14 protein-coding genes are annotated in these 15,935 nt (G+C 65.4%); 2 read left to right on the forward strand and 12 right to left on the reverse strand.

Annotated features, from left to right (window positions below; genetic code table 11):
* Positions 1-99 precede the first annotated feature (99 nt).
* Complete coding sequence (locus AABQ55_RS24185; RefSeq protein WP_244766278.1) at positions 100-1,128, forward strand: LacI family DNA-binding transcriptional regulator; 1,029 nt, start codon at positions 100-102, stop codon at positions 1,126-1,128.
* A gap of 206 nt (positions 1,129-1,334) precedes the next feature.
* Here the strand turns inward: AABQ55_RS24185 and AABQ55_RS24190 are convergent, their stop codons facing one another.
* The 12 genes from AABQ55_RS24190 to AABQ55_RS24245 all read right to left on the reverse strand — a co-directional run bounded on the left by AABQ55_RS24190 (position 1,335) and on the right by AABQ55_RS24245 (position 15,130).
* Positions 1,335-2,450 carry an ABC transporter substrate-binding protein gene (locus AABQ55_RS24190; protein ID WP_244766277.1) on the reverse strand — a complete coding sequence of 372 codons (1,116 nt, stop codon included), beginning with the start codon at positions 2,448-2,450 and terminating at the stop codon, positions 1,335-1,337.
* Positions 2,451-2,509: 59 nt separating this feature from the next.
* A complete protein-coding gene (locus AABQ55_RS24195; protein ID WP_272807651.1) occupies positions 2,510-3,040 on the reverse strand; it encodes a sarcosine oxidase subunit gamma family protein in 531 nt (176 codons plus the stop codon).
* Positions 3,033-5,840, reverse strand: a complete 2,808-nt coding sequence (locus tag AABQ55_RS24200) for a 2Fe-2S iron-sulfur cluster-binding protein (RefSeq protein ID WP_272807650.1) — start codon at positions 5,838-5,840, stop codon at positions 3,033-3,035. Before AABQ55_RS24200 ends, AABQ55_RS24195 begins: the two co-directional genes overlap by 8 nt.
* A complete protein-coding gene (locus tag AABQ55_RS24205; protein WP_272807649.1) occupies positions 5,821-6,105 on the reverse strand; it encodes a sarcosine oxidase subunit delta in 285 nt (94 codons plus the stop codon). The genes AABQ55_RS24200 and AABQ55_RS24205 overlap by 20 nt, the downstream gene beginning before the upstream one ends.
* Positions 6,106-6,114: 9 nt before the next feature.
* On the reverse strand, positions 6,115-7,368 hold the full coding sequence (locus AABQ55_RS24210) for a sarcosine oxidase subunit beta family protein (protein ID WP_272807648.1): 1,254 nt from the start codon (positions 7,366-7,368) through the stop codon (positions 6,115-6,117).
* Between the two features lie 242 nt (positions 7,369-7,610).
* Positions 7,611-8,213: a TetR/AcrR family transcriptional regulator gene (locus AABQ55_RS24215; RefSeq protein ID WP_272807647.1), complete on the reverse strand. Its 603-nt coding sequence runs from the start codon at positions 8,211-8,213 to the stop codon at positions 7,611-7,613.
* A 618-nt stretch (positions 8,214-8,831) separates the two neighbouring features.
* Positions 8,832-9,851, reverse strand: a complete 1,020-nt coding sequence (locus AABQ55_RS24220) for a histone deacetylase family protein (RefSeq protein WP_272807645.1) — start codon at positions 9,849-9,851, stop codon at positions 8,832-8,834.
* Between the two features lie 12 nt (positions 9,852-9,863).
* Positions 9,864-11,246, reverse strand: coding sequence for an aminotransferase (locus AABQ55_RS24225; RefSeq protein WP_272807644.1), 1,383 nt, complete (start codon positions 11,244-11,246; stop codon positions 9,864-9,866).
* Between the two features lie 42 nt (positions 11,247-11,288).
* The gene (locus AABQ55_RS24230) at positions 11,289-12,098 is read right to left on the reverse strand and encodes an ABC transporter permease (protein ID WP_288084741.1); all 810 of its coding nucleotides are present in this window, start codon (positions 12,096-12,098) and stop codon (positions 11,289-11,291) included.
* Complete coding sequence (locus tag AABQ55_RS24235) at positions 12,098-13,000, reverse strand: ABC transporter permease (RefSeq protein ID WP_338341911.1); 903 nt, start codon at positions 12,998-13,000, stop codon at positions 12,098-12,100. Before AABQ55_RS24235 ends, AABQ55_RS24230 begins: the two co-directional genes overlap by 1 nt.
* Positions 12,997-14,064: an ABC transporter ATP-binding protein gene (locus tag AABQ55_RS24240; protein ID WP_272807642.1), complete on the reverse strand. Its 1,068-nt coding sequence runs from the start codon at positions 14,062-14,064 to the stop codon at positions 12,997-12,999. The genes AABQ55_RS24235 and AABQ55_RS24240 overlap by 4 nt, the downstream gene beginning before the upstream one ends.
* Positions 14,065-14,086: 22 nt before the next feature.
* Positions 14,087-15,130, reverse strand: a complete 1,044-nt coding sequence (locus AABQ55_RS24245) for an ABC transporter substrate-binding protein (protein WP_272807641.1) — start codon at positions 15,128-15,130, stop codon at positions 14,087-14,089.
* 177 nt (positions 15,131-15,307) lie between these two features.
* Here AABQ55_RS24245 and AABQ55_RS24250 point away from each other — a divergent pair, with 177 nt between their 5' ends.
* A complete protein-coding gene (locus tag AABQ55_RS24250) occupies positions 15,308-15,874 on the forward strand; it encodes a MarR family winged helix-turn-helix transcriptional regulator (RefSeq protein WP_133036248.1) in 567 nt (188 codons plus the stop codon).
* Positions 15,875-15,935 lie beyond the last annotated feature (61 nt).

Below are 15,935 nucleotides of genomic sequence, written 5' to 3' on the forward strand. Positions count from 1 at the left end.
TGGCATGAAAATAATGCTGCATTGCAAGGCTATTTCCATTTGACATTCGCAAGCTGATCGTCACACAACAATGTAACGTTACATAATCCAGGCGGCTGCATGACCAGTGAGAAGGAAAAGACAGGCATCCGGGCGGTCGCGAAGCTTTCGGGCGTCTCGACGGCAACGGTCTCGCGCGCCCTCAACAATCCGCAGAGCGTGAGCGAAGACCTGCGCGCCCGCATCCAGCGGGTGATAGACGAGACAGGCTACGTGCCGCACGGCATGGCACGGGCTTTGTCCAGCAACAGGACGCGCACGATCGGCGCCATCATCCCCACCATCGACAATGCCATGTTCGCCCGCGGGATCGAATCGCTGCAGAAGTTCCTCTCCTCGCGCGGCTACATGCTCATTCTCTCGACGAACGGCTACGACATCGATGTGGAGCTGGAGCAGGCACGCAACCTGATCAGCCGCGGCGTCGACGGGCTCATCCTGCGCGGCGACTGTCACCATCAGGCGCTGCGCGACCTGCTGGCGGCCCGCGACGTGCCCTTCATTAATGTCGGCATCTACAATCCGAGCCAGCCGCATCCAAGCATCGGCGTCGACAACGAGGCGGCCGCGCACCGCGCCATGATGCACCTCATCGAGATCGGCCACCGCCGCATCGGCGTGGTCAGCGCGCTCCAGCGCAACAACGACCGCGCCAGCGCGCGAATAAGGGGGTTCCGCCGTGCCCTTGCCGAACACGGGCTGGACCTGCCGGAGGCGTGGCACGTCGAGGTGCGATACACGCTGGACGATGCGCGGGAAGCCGCGCGGCAGATCCTCATGGGCTCGAGCGTCCCGACGGCCATCGCCTGCGGCAATGACGTACTCGCTTACGGCGTCATGCTGGAAGCGGAGCGTAGAGGCCTGAAGATCCCCGCCGACCTTTCGGTCGTCGGCTTCGACGACCTCGAATGGAGCCGCCACCTGCGTCCCGCCCTGACGACGCTCCACGTTCCGACGGACCTGACCTGGAAGGGCGCCGGCGAATATATCCTCGCCCGCCTCGACGGCCACAAGGTTCCCACGCACTACGAGGTGGATTACGCGCTCGTCGTGCGCGAATCGACCGCCCCGCCGGCGAGCACCGCATAGGGTTGCTGGCGGGAGCCCCCCGTATCCGGCATGTTCCGGAACGCGCGCAAATGTATCGAAACGTAGCGGCCCGACGTCGCCGTGCTTTTCAGGGCAGCACGATCTCGGCCGCAAGCCCGCCGCCTGGGCGGTTGGAGAGAGCCGACAGGACCATATGGCGTGAGGTGGAAAGCCCAGCACATGGCCGGGCTTTCCGTTTTCGCCTCTTACTTCGCGATCGGCGCGTAGCTGCCGTTGCTCCAGCGGTTGATGTCGTAGCTGGCGTCCTTCAGGTCGCCCTTCTCGTCGAAGGTAACGGTTCCGACGACCGTGTCGATCGGCTGGCCGTTCTTCAGCGCTTCGGCAACCTTGGCCGGATCATCCGAGCCGGCGCGCTCGATGCCCTGCGCGAAGGCCTGGATCACGGCATAGGAAAAGAGCGTGAAGCCTTCCGGCTTGAAGCCGCCGGCCTGAATCTTCTCGACGGCCTCCTTCGCCTCGGGCTTGGCCTGCGGATCGGACGGGAAGACGAACATCGTGCCTTCACCGGCGGGACCGGCGACCTGCCAGAATTCCGGCGAGGCGATGGAATCGGGCATGATCAGCTGGAACTTGTAGTCCTGCTCGGCGGCCTGGCGCAGGATGAGGCCCGCCTCCGGGTGATAGCCGCCGAAATAGACGACATCCACCTTGGCATCCTTCAACTTCGTCACGAGCGCGTTATAGTCCTTCTCGCCGGCATTGATGCCTTCGGAAAGCACCTCGTTGAGGCCGTTTGCGTTCATCGTCGTGCGCACCGCGTCGGCGACGCCCTGGCCGTAGGCCGTCTTGTCATGCAGCACCGCGACATTCTTGCCGGCATATTCCTTGGCGATCCAAGGACCGATGAAGGCCCCCTGTGCGTCGTCGCGCGTGTAGAGGCGCATGATGTTCGTCCAGCCCTTGGCGGCGGCATCGTCCGTCATGACCGGGTTCGACGAGGCCGGGCTCATCATCAGCGTGCCGTTTTCGGCATAGACCGCCGAGGCCGGTATGCTGGAGCCGGAGCAGGCATGGCCATCGACGAACCGGATGCCGCTTGCGGCAATGCGGTTGGCGACGGAGACGGCCTGCTTCGGATCGCACTGGTCGTCCTCGAACTGCAGCTTGATCTGGCGTCCCATCACACCGCCCTTGGCGTTGATGGCGTCGGCCGCCGCCTGCGCGCCCTGCTTGAACTGGTCGCCGATCGTGGCGAGCGGACCGGTCAGCGGACCGGCGACGGCGAAGGTCAGGTCTTCCGCCTGCGCGGCGGTGCCCATGAGCAGGCCGAGCGCCGTGCCGAGGATCAGGATTTTTCGCATTGTCTCAACTCCCTTTTGTGCCCGCACCAGCGCGGGTCGCTCCTTCCAGAAATGAAGTTTTATGCTTGCAGAAAGAGTGGCTGGCATTCGAACCACTCCCAGAGGTAGGCGGCAAGCCCCCTGTCGACATGGATGCGCAGCGTTTCGGCGTCGGCGTGCCGGTATACCGTGCCCATCACCCCGCCGAACGGCATCGCAGCACAGGGTCCCGGATTGTCCGGATCGATCGTCGTCGCCCGGGCGAGGAGATCGCGGATGCCCTCTCCCTTCACCTCGAAGACACGCAAGGCGGAATCGACGCTCGAGACCGCATAGCCCTCCTCATGCCATCCGTCGGGCAGATCGGCGGATGAAAGCCCGATGACGAGCAGCCGGTCGCGGGCAACACGCACCGCATAGCGCGCGCCGAGGGCAAGCCCAAGCGCGCCGACGTCCTTACCGAGGCCGTAGCGGGCGAGGAAGCGCCCGGCATCGCCGCTGACGAGGCGCTGCGTCACCCCCATGATCGCCCCGACCTCGATGGTCCGGCCCTTCAGGCGGGCGTTCGCCCAATCCGGCTCGGGCCGCCATTTGCGCGCGACATCAAGCATGGAGACGCGCTCCTTCCTCGTCGAAAGCACAGGACGGGACGATGCGCGCTTGCCTCACGTCTCTGAGGTGCTGCAGCTCGATGATGTCGCCCATGCGGGAAAGGCCACGTTCAATCAGCCCGAGCGCGATCGGCTTTCGCAGCACCGGGCTGAAATAGCTGGACGTGACATAGCCGAGGCTGCGCGTGGCACCGGCCTTGCGCTCGATGCCGTGCGCCCCCGTCGGCAGCACGCCCTTGCCGTCAACCGCTTCGAGCCCGACGAACTGGCGGCGGTCCGGCGCGGCCGCATCCTCCGTGATCAGCGAGCGACGGCCGATGAACGCGACCTTCTTGCGCTCCAGCGGCGCGGTCAGGCCGAAATCCATCGGGCGGCTCGTGCCGTCCGTATCCTTGCCGATGACAATATAACCTTTTTCCGCGCGAAGGATCATCAAGGCCTCAAGGCCGAGCAGCGTTGCGCCGCACGCCTCGCCCGCCTGCCGCAGCCGTGCCCAGAGCGCCCGGGCCTGGTCGGCCGATACGGAGATTTCGTAGGAGCGATCGCCGGTGAAGCTGACACGGGCGATCCGCACCGCAATGCCGTCGAACAGGCCGGACACCACGGCCATATGCGGCAATGCCGCATCGTCGAGCGCGATGGAAAGGCCAGCGCTTTCGACAAGCGCCCGCGCCCTCGGGCCTGTGACGGTCAGCGTTGCCATCTCGGCCGTCACATTGTGGATGAAGACGCGCCGCTTGTCGAAACGGTCCTGCCGCCATTCCTCCAGAAGTCCGTGCACGCCCGCCACATGCGAAGACGAGCACGAGACGACGAAGCGGTTCTCATCGAGCCGCATCAGCACGCCGTCATCGTAGATGTTGCCCGCCTCCGTGAGGATGAAGCCGTAGCGGCAGCGTCCGGGCGCCAGCGTCGACACGGTGTTGTAATAGATGAAATCGAGGAACGGCGCGGCATCCGGCCCCATCACCTCGATCTTGCCGAGCGGGGAACCGTCGAAGAGCGCAACGCCCTCGCGCGCGGCCTGCGCTTCCGCCTGGATGCGCTCCTCCGGTGCACCGGCGCCATAGAAGGCCGGGCGCAACCAGCCGCCATATTCGCGGAACACCGCGCCGTCGGCCCGGTGCTGTGCTTCCAGCGGCAGGCGGCGGAGCGGGTTCATGCGCGTGCCGGAGCGGGCACCGGCGAAAGAGGCGAGCGGCACCGGCGTGAAGGGCGGGCGATAGGTCGTCGTACCGACCTCGGGAATGCGACGCCCGGTGAGCTCCGCCATCAGCGCAAGTCCGTTGACGTTCGAGGTCTTGCCCTGATCGGTCGCCATGCCGAGCGTGGTGTAGCGCTTGAGATGTTCGACGGAGACAAAGTTCTCCCGCACGGCCAGTTCCACGTCCTTGGCCGTGACATCGTTCTGGAGGTCGATCCAGACCCGCTCCCTTGCACCGGGCTTCGGCCAGGCTGCAACGATGCGGAAGTCCCGCTCCGACCCTCCCGCAAGCTCGGCCGGAAGGCCGAAATTGCCCGCGGCAGCGCCGACCACCTCCACGCCGTCGACCGCCCGGCCGGGAACAAAGGCGAGGATATCGTCGCGCCAGTCGAGCTTGCCCTGCGCCTGGCAATAGAGATGCACCGTCGGCGTGAAGCCGCCGGAGGCGAGCAGCGCGTCTGCTTCCAGCACCGTGCCGTCGGAAAGCTTGACGGCGGTCACGGCGCTGCGGCCGACCGCGGTCACGACGGCTAGGCCCTTCAGCACGCGCAGCCCGGAGGGCGATGCGGCATCGGCGCGATAGTCGACGACGGTGACATCCGCACCGGCCGCCGCCAAGGCTTCCGCCGTCTCATAGGCAAGCCCGTTGTTCGCTGCGATGACGACCTTGCGGCCCGCGGCAACGCCGAAGCGGCGAAGGTAGACCAACGCGGCCTCGGCGGACATGACGCCCGGCAGGTCGTTGTTGCCGAAGGGCAGTGGCCGTTCGATGGCACCGGCGGCAAGGACGATCGACCCGGCACGGATGCGCCACAACCGGTCCGGCGCGCCGTCCGCGGCTTTCTGGTGGAGGCCGACGAGATGGTGGTCGTAGATGCCGAAAGCCGTGGTCCCGGTCAGGACACGCACGCCGGCCCGTTCCAGCTCCGCGGCGACGTCCGCCGCCCATTCGGCACCGGGTTTTCCCTCGATGGCCGCCGCCCGGAAAAGCAGGCTGCCGCCGACCTGCCGGCCATCGTCGCAGAGCACGACACGTTTGCCGGCGCGGGCCGCCTTGCGCGCGGCAAGCAGGCCGGAAGGCCCTGCGCCGACCACCAGCACGTCGCAATGCTGGTTCACCTGCTCCGCGAAGGCAGGTCCTTTCGTCGCTTCATCCAATGTTCCGAGGCCGGCCATCTGCCGGATCCGCGGCTCGAAGAGATGCCAGTCCGGGAACATGAAGGTCTTGTAGTAGAAGGCGGCCGGGATGAAACGCGAAAAGGCGTCAAGGAAGGCATGGCGATCCTTCTCCGCGTTCGGCTCGGCATTGACGCTGCGCACGACAAGGCCGTCGGCTGCAGGCACCTGCGTGGCGCGCGTGTTCGGCAGGCCGCCGGCAATGTCGACCAGCGCGTTCGGCTCCTCGACGCCCGCGCCCCAGAGGCCCCGCGGCCGGTGATACTTGAAGCTGCGGGCAAGTACGGAAACGCCGCCGGCAAGCAGTGCCGAGGCGACTGTGTCGCCGGCAAAGCCGTCGATCGCCTTGCCGTCGAAGGTGAAGGCAAGGGGACGTGACCGGTCGATGGCCGTGCCGCCTTCAGTGCGCCATGCCGTCATTGCCGCCTCCTTCCCCGAGCGTGACGGACTGCGCCACGCGGTGGTTCACGGTGTCGCGCTCCATGCGGAAGACCTCGCCGCAGGCCATGTGCATCCAGATTTCGCTTGCCGCCCCGCACCGGTTGTTGCGCTCGTAGAGATAAGCGGCCCATACGCCGTCCGTCACATCGCGAAATCCTTCCGGGCGATGGTTGCCGGCTTCACCCGCGAAATGGAACTCGCTCTCGCTTCTCGGACCGCAGAAGGGGCATGGGAAAAGCTGCATGGAGACCTCCTAGTGGGCGATGCCGGAGCCGGCTGCCTCGTCGATCAACCGCCCGCGCGCAAAACGGTCGAGATCGAAGGGGCGGCTGATATCGTGGTGCTTGCCGGTCGCCAGCAGATGGGCGAGCAGCGTGCCGCCGGCGGGAATGGCCTTGAAGCCGCCCGTTCCCCAGCCGCAGTTGAGGAAAAGGCCCGGCAGCGGGCTTTCCCCGAGGATCGGCGAGGAGTCCGGTGTCACGTCGACGATGCCGGCCCATTGCCGCATCAGCCGAAGCTGGCGGAAGGACGGGAACATTTCGAGAAGGCCGGCGACGACGCCTTCCAGCACCGGCAGGTTGCCGCGCTGGCCATAGGAGGGAACGCGGTCGAGCGCACCGCCGATGACGAGCTCGCCCTTGTCCGACTGGCTGGCATAGGTGCTCGTGCCAGGCGACAGCACGACGGTATCGAGCACCGGCTTGATCGGCTCGGAAACGCAGGCCTGCAGGGCGTAGGAGGTGATCGGCAGGCGGAAGCCGGCCTTGGCAGCGAGATGGGAGGAATGGCCGGCGACGACCATGCCCGTCCGCTCGGCGCGGATCTCGCCACGGCTGGTCTTCACGCCGCGGCAGCGTCCGCCCTCGACCAGGAAGTCCTCCACCTCGTAGGACTGGATGATATCGACGCCCAGCCGGTCGGCGGCGCGGGCATAGCCCCAGGCCACCGCATCGTGTCGTGCCGTGCCGGCCCTTCCCTGCCAGACGCCGCCGAACACCGGATACCGCGCCTCCGGCGAGACATCGAGGAGCGGCAGGACGCGGCGAACATCCTCGGGGCCGAAGAGTTCGGCATCCGTGCCGTTGATCTGCATGGCGTTGACGGTCCGCGCCGCCATTTCCATCTCGGCCTCGCTGTGGGCGAGCGTGACGATACCGCGCTGGGAGAGCATGATGTTGTAGTTGAGGTCCCGGCCGAGCGTCTCGTAGAGGCGGAGCGCCAGATCGTAGAGCGCCGTGCTCTCGGGAAAGAAGTAGTTGGAACGCACGACGGTCGTGTTGCGCCCGGTATTGCCGCCCCCGAGCCAACCCTTCTCGATGACCGCGATGTTGCGGATATCGTGCACCTTGGCAAGGTAGTAGGCCGTCGCCAGGCCATGGCCGCCGCCGCCGATGACGAGGATGTCGTAGCGCGGCTTCGGCTCGGGCGAGCGCCAAGCGAGCTGCCAGCCCTTCTGGCCCCTGAGGCCCTCCTTGAGGAGGGAGAAGGCAGAATAGTGCCGCGTCATCGCGACGTCCTCCTGCGCGTGCCCGCGCCGCGGTGAAATGGCAAAGCTGAATGCTGCTTCATGCGCCGCCCATGAATGGAGGAACCCGCCGAACAGGCACATTGCGCCCGTTCGGGACCATCCGTATTCCTTCTGGACATTAATGTCCAGAAAATTGCATGGAAACACACTGAATGTTGGAGAACCTGCGAGGTTACCCCTTAAATTTCAGGAATTCCAAAACGTACAGACATGCCCATTATTCAGCCATCCGGCTGAACACGCCGCATCAATGTCTCGAATGCCTCGACCTCGCCGTCGGTGGCGTGACGCCCGGTGAAACCGAGGAGATAGGGGCGCAGGAGGCGCAGCCGCATTTCCCGGTCGTCGCGCATGCCGAGCGTGAAGTGGCCGATCTGCGTGAAGTAGAGAATCCGCGCACGGATGAAGGCCTCCGCCTCCGGATAGTCGTAGCGCAGGAACATGCGCGTGATCGCATCGACGCGCTGGTCATCCGCCTGGTCGACAACGCCGCGCACGGCAGCGTCCACCTGCCCCCAGGACCGCACCGCCGCATCGAGACGCGGATCGAACAGGGCCGGATCCACCCAGCATTCGAAGATATGGCACACGGCCTTTGTCACGGTCGGCGCAGGACGGAGGGCGCGCTCGATGATCGGGCTCGTATTCTTGCAAAGCCAATGGTCGAGCAGCTCGCGGTGCAGGTCCTGAAGGTCGGCAAAGAACCAGTAGAAACTGGAGCGCGACACCGCGAGCGCCTTGGCCATGACCTGGATCTTCACATTGGCGATGCCCTCTTCGACAAGCGCGGCGATGCCCGCCTCGATCCAGGCCTCCCGCGTCATGCGACCCGTGGGCTGCCTTGAAGAACCGTGTTTCGCCCGAAGGGGTTTCATCGCACTCACTTGCGCTCCAAAGGCGGACCTGCTCGTCACCGATCTAGAAAATGATCATGTGGCTGAAAGAGAGGCCGATCGCAAGCGCCGCAACGACGCGAGGCGGCACCGTAGCCCGCGAGAGCCACCGGCGCCTGCCTTCGAGCGGACGGAATTCAGGCATGCCCCCGCGACCACGCGTCGCGAACAGCCCACTTCCCTTCCTCACCAGCGATACGTCAAGGTCGCCGTGACGGAGCGATCCGGCCCGTAGTAGCAAACCTCGCCCGCGCAGTTCGAGACGAATTCCTTGCCGAGAAGATTGCTGGCATTCACGTTGAGGACCCACGATCCTGCCCATGGAAACCCCTCTACGCTACAAATGCGTAGGAGCGTCGCGCCCGCCGCCACCGGCAGGCCCCGCATCCCCTCACAGCCAAGGACGTCGCGGCATTTCCGATCTTGCAGCGGGACGCTCAAAAAAGATGACTTGCCGGCTCGATTGAAGCCGGCGCCCATCGGAGGATCGTAACAAGCGGCAGACGAATGGCGCGGACCGGCAGCCCGGCCTTGCCGAAAGCGGGTGCTCTATCGGGAGATTCCGGAAAGGAAGGCGGCCAGCGTTCCGGCGAGGAATGGCGAGACATAACCCCCTTCCTGAACGATGACGGTCGGGATCCGCAGATCCGAGATGTCCTCCGCGATGCGGGCAAAGTCCTCGTCGTTCACCGTCATGCAGGCGAAAGGATCGTTCACGGACGCATCGAGGCCGAGGGCAAGGACCAGGAAGTCGGCGCCGAACCGTCGAACTTCGTCACAGGCCGCCCGCACCGCCGCCCGGTACGCCACGCCGTCGCTGCCGAGCGGAAGGGGGAAATTGCGGTTCCTTCCCGCCCCCGCGCCGGTCCCGGCCTCGTCGGCATAACCGGCATAGTAGGGATAGAGATATGCAGGATCGCCATGCACCGACAGCGTCAGCACGTCACCGCGATCGTAGAACATCGTCTGCGTCCCGTTGCCGTGGTGCACATCGATGTCGAGGATCGCGACGCGCCGCCCCGCCAGGGCCGCCCGTTCGGCGGCAAGGGCGGAATTGTTGAGGTAGCAGAAGCCGCCGGCCTTGTCGCGATACGCATGGTGGCCGGGCGGCCGGCACAGGGCATAGACCATGCCTTCGCCTTCAAGCACGCGCGCCGCGGCATCGAGCGCCGTCAGCGCGCTCGCCCGGGCGGCCTGCCAGGTTCCTTCCACCAGAACGCAGCCCGCATCGGCCTGGTAGAAGCCGGCGCGGCCGAGAAGATCGTCGGGACGCCGGTTCATGTAGATGTTCGGATGGATGCTGGACCGCAGCTCCGGGCCATTGCCCGGGATGGCGCGCCAGGCGGCAAAGCCGTTCTCGAGGAAATCGAGATAGCCGGGATCATGCAAAACACGGATCAGGCCCTCGTCGTCGCCGGCGGGCGCGACGACATCGATACCGGCCAGTGCCAACCCCTCGCGCAGCAGCGCTATGCGCTCGGGAACCTCGAGATTGGGTTTCAGCACGCCGCCCGCAATGCGCGTCAGCGGCCGGTGCAGCGCCTGCCGTTCGTCATGGATCGCCAGCACGATGGCCTCCCCTCATTCGCCGAGCCGGCCGCCGCCGGCAAGGTAGGCATCGAGAGACCTGTCGAGAGCGTCGCGGAACCGCGAGACGACCGCGTCGATCTGCTCCGGCGTGCTGATGAGCGGCGGCGCGAAGGCGATCGCCGTGCCGAGCGAACGGCAGACCAGCCCGTTCTCGAAGGCGCGGTTCTGGATGCCGATGCCGAACTGCATGTCGGCGGGGAAGGCTTCGCGCGTCCGCTTGTCGCGGACGATCTCGACGCCCCACATCAGGCCGACGCCGCGCACCTCGCCGACGAGCGGATGCTCGGCAAGCGGCATCATGCCCTCGGCCATGCGCTCCCCGAGCGCTGCGACACCATCGATGATGCCGTCCTCCTCGTAGATCCTCAGCGCCTCGACACCGACGGCGCAGGCGACAGGATGCGCGCCGTAGGTATAACCATGGCCGAAGACGCCGATCTTCTCGCTTTGCACCTTCATGCCGGCATAAAGCCGCTCGGAAAGCAGCACTGCCGAGAGCGGCATATAGGCGGCGGTCAGCGCCTTGGCGCAGGTGATCATGTCCGGCTCCAGCCCGAAGGTCTGGCTTCCCCACCAGGCGCCGGTGCGCCCGAAGCCGGTGATGACCTCGTCGGCCACGAGCAGGACGTCGTGCTTCTTCAGAACCTTCTGGATCTTCTCGAAATAGGTTTTCGGCGGAATGACGACGCCACCCGTCCCCATGGCCGGCTCGGCGAAGAAGGCCGCAACCGTGTCCGGCCCCTCCGCCACGATCAGCGCATCCAGCTCCTCAGCAAGACGCGTGGCAAAATCCTCCTCCATCTCCCCCGTCCGGCCCTCGCGATAGAAATGCGGGCATGTGACGTGCAGGAAGCCCGGCAGCGGCAGGTTGAACTCCCGGTGCAGGTGCGGCAGGCCGGTAATGCTGGCCGAACCGATCGAGGTTCCGTGATAGCCGCGGTTGCGCGCGATGATCTTCTTCTTTTCCGGCTTGCCCTGGGCGTGGAAATAGTACCAGGCGAGCTTGACGGCGGTGTCGTTCGCCTCCGAGCCGGAGCTCTGGAAGAGCACCTTGGACATCGGCACCGGCGCGATCTTCAGGAGGCGCTCCGAAAGCTCGATCGCCGGCTCCGTCGCGCGATGGGCGAAGTTCTGGTAATAGGGCAAGGTATTGAGCTGGCGCGTCGCCGCATCGACCAGCCGCTTCTCGCTCATGCCGAGCGCCGCGCACCAGAGGCCGGACATGCCCTCGATATATTGCTTGCCGTCGTCGTCATAAACATAGGCGCCCTCGCCGCGGGCCATGATCGTCGGCCCGACGGTCTCGTGGGCGGCAAGATTGGTCTGCGGGTGGATCTGGGACGCGATGTCGCGCATGCGCAGCGAATTGTACATGGTTTCCTCCTGAAATGGGATGCGGGGCGTATCGGACGGCCGTCACGCGTCCTTGCGCTTCACGAACTGGGCGGCGATCAGGACGACGATCGACAGGGCCACCAGCATGGACGAGATGGCGGCGACGGTCGGATCGACCTGGTCGCGGATATTGGCGAACATGCGCTTGGTCAGCGTGGAGTTCGCGCCGCTCGACACGAACAGCGAGACGACGACCTCGTCGAAGGACGTGACGAAGGCGAACAGCATGCCGGAGAAGACCGAGATGCGGATCTGCGGCAGCGTGACGGTGAGAAAGGCCGTCACGGGCGAGGCCCCGAGGCTGCGGGCGGCACGTTCGAGGTTGGGGTCGAAACTCTTCAGCCCGTTGCCGACGGCGATCATGACGAAGGGGATGGCGAGCGTGGTATGCGCCAGGACGAGGCCGGTGATGGTGTTGTTGAGCCCGAAGCGGGCGTAGACGAAGAACACGCCGATAGCGACGAAGATCAGCGGGATCATCATCGGCAGCATCAAGAGGCCCCGGGTAATCGGCGTGAAGAGGCTGGTCGCCTTGTAGAGCCCGTAGGAGGCCAGCGTGCCGAGCACGGTGGCCAGCATCGTCGTGAGGCCCGCGACCTTGAGCGAGACCACCGCGGACTGGATCCATTCCGGCGAGGTGAAGAAGGCTTCGTACCAGCGCAGGCTGAGGCTGCGTGGCGGAAACTCGAGATATTGCGAGTCCGAGAACGACATGGGGATGACGAGGATGCAGGGAATAACCAGGAAGGCCATGACGAGCGCAACCGTCGCATAGAGCCAGAGGCGCTGGCCGTGCGTGACCTGGGTGGAGGTGGCCGGCGTGTTCAGCATCATGGTTTCCCCGCGGAAAAGCTCAAGGCGTCGGTCAGCCTGCGCACGCCCCACAGAACGACGGCCGTCACCACCAGCAGCGCCACGCTGAGGGCGCTTGCCGCGCCCCAGTTGGAGAATTTCGAAACGGCATCGGCGATCTGCGTGGACCACATGGCGACACGGCCGCCGCCGAGAAGGGCCGGCGTCAGATAGAAGCCGAGGCAAAGCACGAAGGTCAGCGCGATGCCCGAGGCAAGGCCGGGCATCGACAACGGCAGGAAGACCTGTCGAAACGCCTGGCTCGGCGAGGCGCCGCAATTGGCCGCCGCGCGCAAAAGCACCGGGTCGATCGCCTTCATGGACGCATAGAGCGGCAGGATCAGGAAGGGCAGCATCACATGCACCATGCCGATGATCGTGCCTGTCAGGTTGTGCACCAGCGCGAGCGGCTCGTCGATCACGCCCATCGAAAGCAGCCAGTCGTTGATGACGCCGTTGCGCTGCAACAGGACCAGCCAGGCATAGGTGCGCACCAGCACCGACGTCCAGAACGGCAGGATGACGAACACCAGGAGGATCTGCGCGGCACGCGCGGAAAGCTGCGACAGGAGATAGGCCACCGGATAGCCGAAGACCACGCACAGCGCCGTCACCAGCCCCGCGACCTTGAAGGTGGTGAGGAAGCTGCCGACATAGGCGGGCCGCAGCAGCCGGGCATAGTTCTGGGTCGAGAGATCGCCGGCGGCATCGAACAGCGACAGCCAGGCAAGCCAGGCGAAGGGGATGAGAAGGATGCAGGCGACGAGGACCAGCGCCGGCAGGGCAAGCCCGCTGAAAATGCGCCGCTCCCGGCGCCTTGCGCTCTTGAGCATGGCGCGATTGAGCGGCATGCCCGGGGCTCCGTCCATGGCGAGCGTCATGGCGCGGCGCTCCCGATGACGAGGCTCGCTTCCGCCGGCAGCCACAGGGCAAGGGTATCGCCGGGCTGCGGCAAGGGTTGCCGTTCCGCCCCCGCATGGCGGATGGCGACCTCATGCCCGCCGGGCAGCGAGACGGAAACCTGGTTGCAATCCCCCCGATAGACGACATCGAGCACCCTGCCCTCGATACGGTTGTCGTGGTCGGCATCGCCCTGCCAGCGCAGCCGCTCCGGGCGGACCATGAGCCAGGCCTCCCCCGTCGATGAGGCGGCCCTCGTATCGGCAAGCCGGAGCGGCCGTCCATCGAGGACATAGGACTGGTCGCGGCGCTCGACGGGCAGGAAGCGGGTCTCGCCCATGAAGCCGGCGACGAACTTGCAGTTCGGGCGGTCGTAGACCGTCGCGGGCACGTCGAGCTGGATGATCCTTCCCTTGTCGAGAACCGCGATGCGGTCCGACATGGTCAGGGCCTCCTGCTGGTCGTGCGTGACATAGATCGTCGTCATGCCGAGCTGCCTGTGCAGCCGCTTGAGCTCGATCTGCATGTGCTCGCGCAGGTTCTTGTCGAGCGCGGAGAGCGGCTCGTCCATCAGCAGCAGGCGCGGTTCGAAGACGAAGGCGCGCGCCAGCGCCACACGCTGGCGCTGGCCGCCCGACAGCGCGGTGATGCGCCGATCGGCAAGGTGCTGCATGTGCACGATCTCCAGCGCATCCATCACCCGCCTGCGGATGGAGGGCCTGTCCACCTTCCGCAGCTTGAGCGGATAGGCAACGTTCGAGAAGACGTCCATGTGAGGGAACAGCGCATAGTTCTGGAACACCATGCCAAGGTCGCGCTTGTGCGGCGGACGCGTAATGAACTCGACGTCATCGACCAGCAAGCTGCCGAGATCGGGCCGCTCGAAGCCGGCGATGACGTTGAGAAGCGTGGTCTTTCCCGAGCCGGAAGGACCGAGAAGCGTCAGGAACTCCCCCGCCTTGATATCCAGGGAAACGCCGTCGAGCGCCCTGAAGCTGCCATAGGCCTTGTGGACCTCGCGAAGGTTGACTCTGCCCGAGCGCATCCTGTCCTCCCGGCTCGTTCGATCAGTTCGACATCAGCAGGCTGTAGTCCTCGCGAACCAGCTCGTTGTTGTCGCGCCACCAGTTGGCATCGAGGAAGGTCTGCTTCTTGACGTTTTCCGGCGACATGTTGGATTGCGCCAGCACCTCCGGCGAAAACGCCTTCACCTCGAAGGCCAGGCTGTTGGTCGGGCCATAATAGGGCATCATTTCCGGAATGCGCGCCTGCACGTCGGGCGACACGACGCCGGCGATGAACTTCTGGGCGCTCGCCGCGTGCGGCGCGCCCTTGAGGATCGCCAGGCAGCCGTAGCCGAGGATCGCATCCTGGTAGGTGAACTTGACGGGTGCCCCGTCCGTGATCACCGACGCCACGCGGCTGCCCCAGATCGCCATCATGTCGACCTCGCCATCCTTGAGGAGCTGGGCGGACTGCGCTCCGGACGACCACCAGACGCCGACATTGGCCTTGATCTTCTCGAGGGCCGCGAGCGCCCGCTCGGTGTCGAGCGGATAGAGGCTGTCCTTGTCGACGCCGTCGGCAATGAGCGCGATCTCCATCATTTCCTGCGGATAGGTGCTGAGCGCGCGACGGCCGGGAAAGGCCTCCACGTTCCAGAAATCCTGCCAGCTTGCCGGCGCCTTGTCCTTGTAGACATCGGTACGCCAGGCCAGGACGACGGAATAGGTGTTCGTCGCGATCCAGTGCTCGCCGTATCCGCGCGCGTCAAAACCCTTCGTGCTGATCGTGCCGTAGTCGAGCGGCTCGAAAAGCCCTTCCTTGCCGCCGACCGCGCATTCGTCCGCGCCGAGATGCACGACATCCCAGGTCGGGGAGCCGGACTGGACCTGCACCCGCACGGCGGCGAGCCCGTCTTGGGTTTCCTCGCGCAGTTCGACGCCTGCGGCATCGGCCGCGGGCTGCCAGATCGTCTTGCGCAGGTCTGTCTGAAGGTTGCCGCCGAAGCCGGCGACGGTGAGGACGTCCTGCGCCGCGGCGACGCCGGCGAAGGAGAGCACGCCCGCTGTCGCGGCGATGGTCAAGAATGCGCGATTACACGATGCCATTACCAAGTTCCTCCTCTGGTGATGCCCGGCCGGAGCCATCCTCCACGGCCCGAATGCATGATCGACATTCCGTTCCCTGCGTGCCAATCTAGTTAATGAGATGAACTATATTGTTCACCTTGTCAACTAAATTTCTGCGCATAAAATGACCCGGCGGGAACCGTGAGGAGCAACCATTTGAATAAGAAAGTCGAAAACATGACGGACCGCTCCGACGGCAGTTTCTTTCGCGGACACCTGGCGCCCCAGAAGAGCGAACCGGACATACGGGACCTGTTCTCCTTCGAGCTGCAGCGGCTGGCCGGGCTTTCCACCCGCATCGCGGCCCTTTCGATCCGGCCGAAATACGGCATCACCGCGCGCGAATGGCGCGCGCTCGCCGTTCTCAAATATCTCGGCGAAGTGCCGCTCCAGGAGCTGGCGAAACACAGCGGACTGCTGAAAAGCCAGATGAGCCGGACGGTTTCTTCGATGATCGAGCGCGGCTACATCCTGAAGACCGCCAATCCCGAGGACGGGCGCAGCATCCTGCTCAAGCTCAGCCCGGAGGGGCTGGACCTGTCGCAGGCGATCCTGGCCGACGCCTTCGAGCGCAACGAAAACATGCTCTCGACCCTCAGCCACGCCGAACGACAGATCCTGATCGAACTGCTGCAGCGGGTGGGACGCAACAGCGCGCACTATTTCCACGACCTGAAAACCAGGGCATCCCAGGAGGATTTGCGCGAACTGGACGAGGAGTGAACATGCATCGCCAGAATTATAGTTGACAATATGAACTAAATTTCGCATCACTACCTCCAAG

This window comes from Shinella sp. WSD5-1 (genome assembly GCF_963942435.1).
In the GTDB taxonomy this organism is placed as follows: Bacteria; Pseudomonadota; Alphaproteobacteria; order Rhizobiales; family Rhizobiaceae; genus Shinella; species Shinella yambaruensis.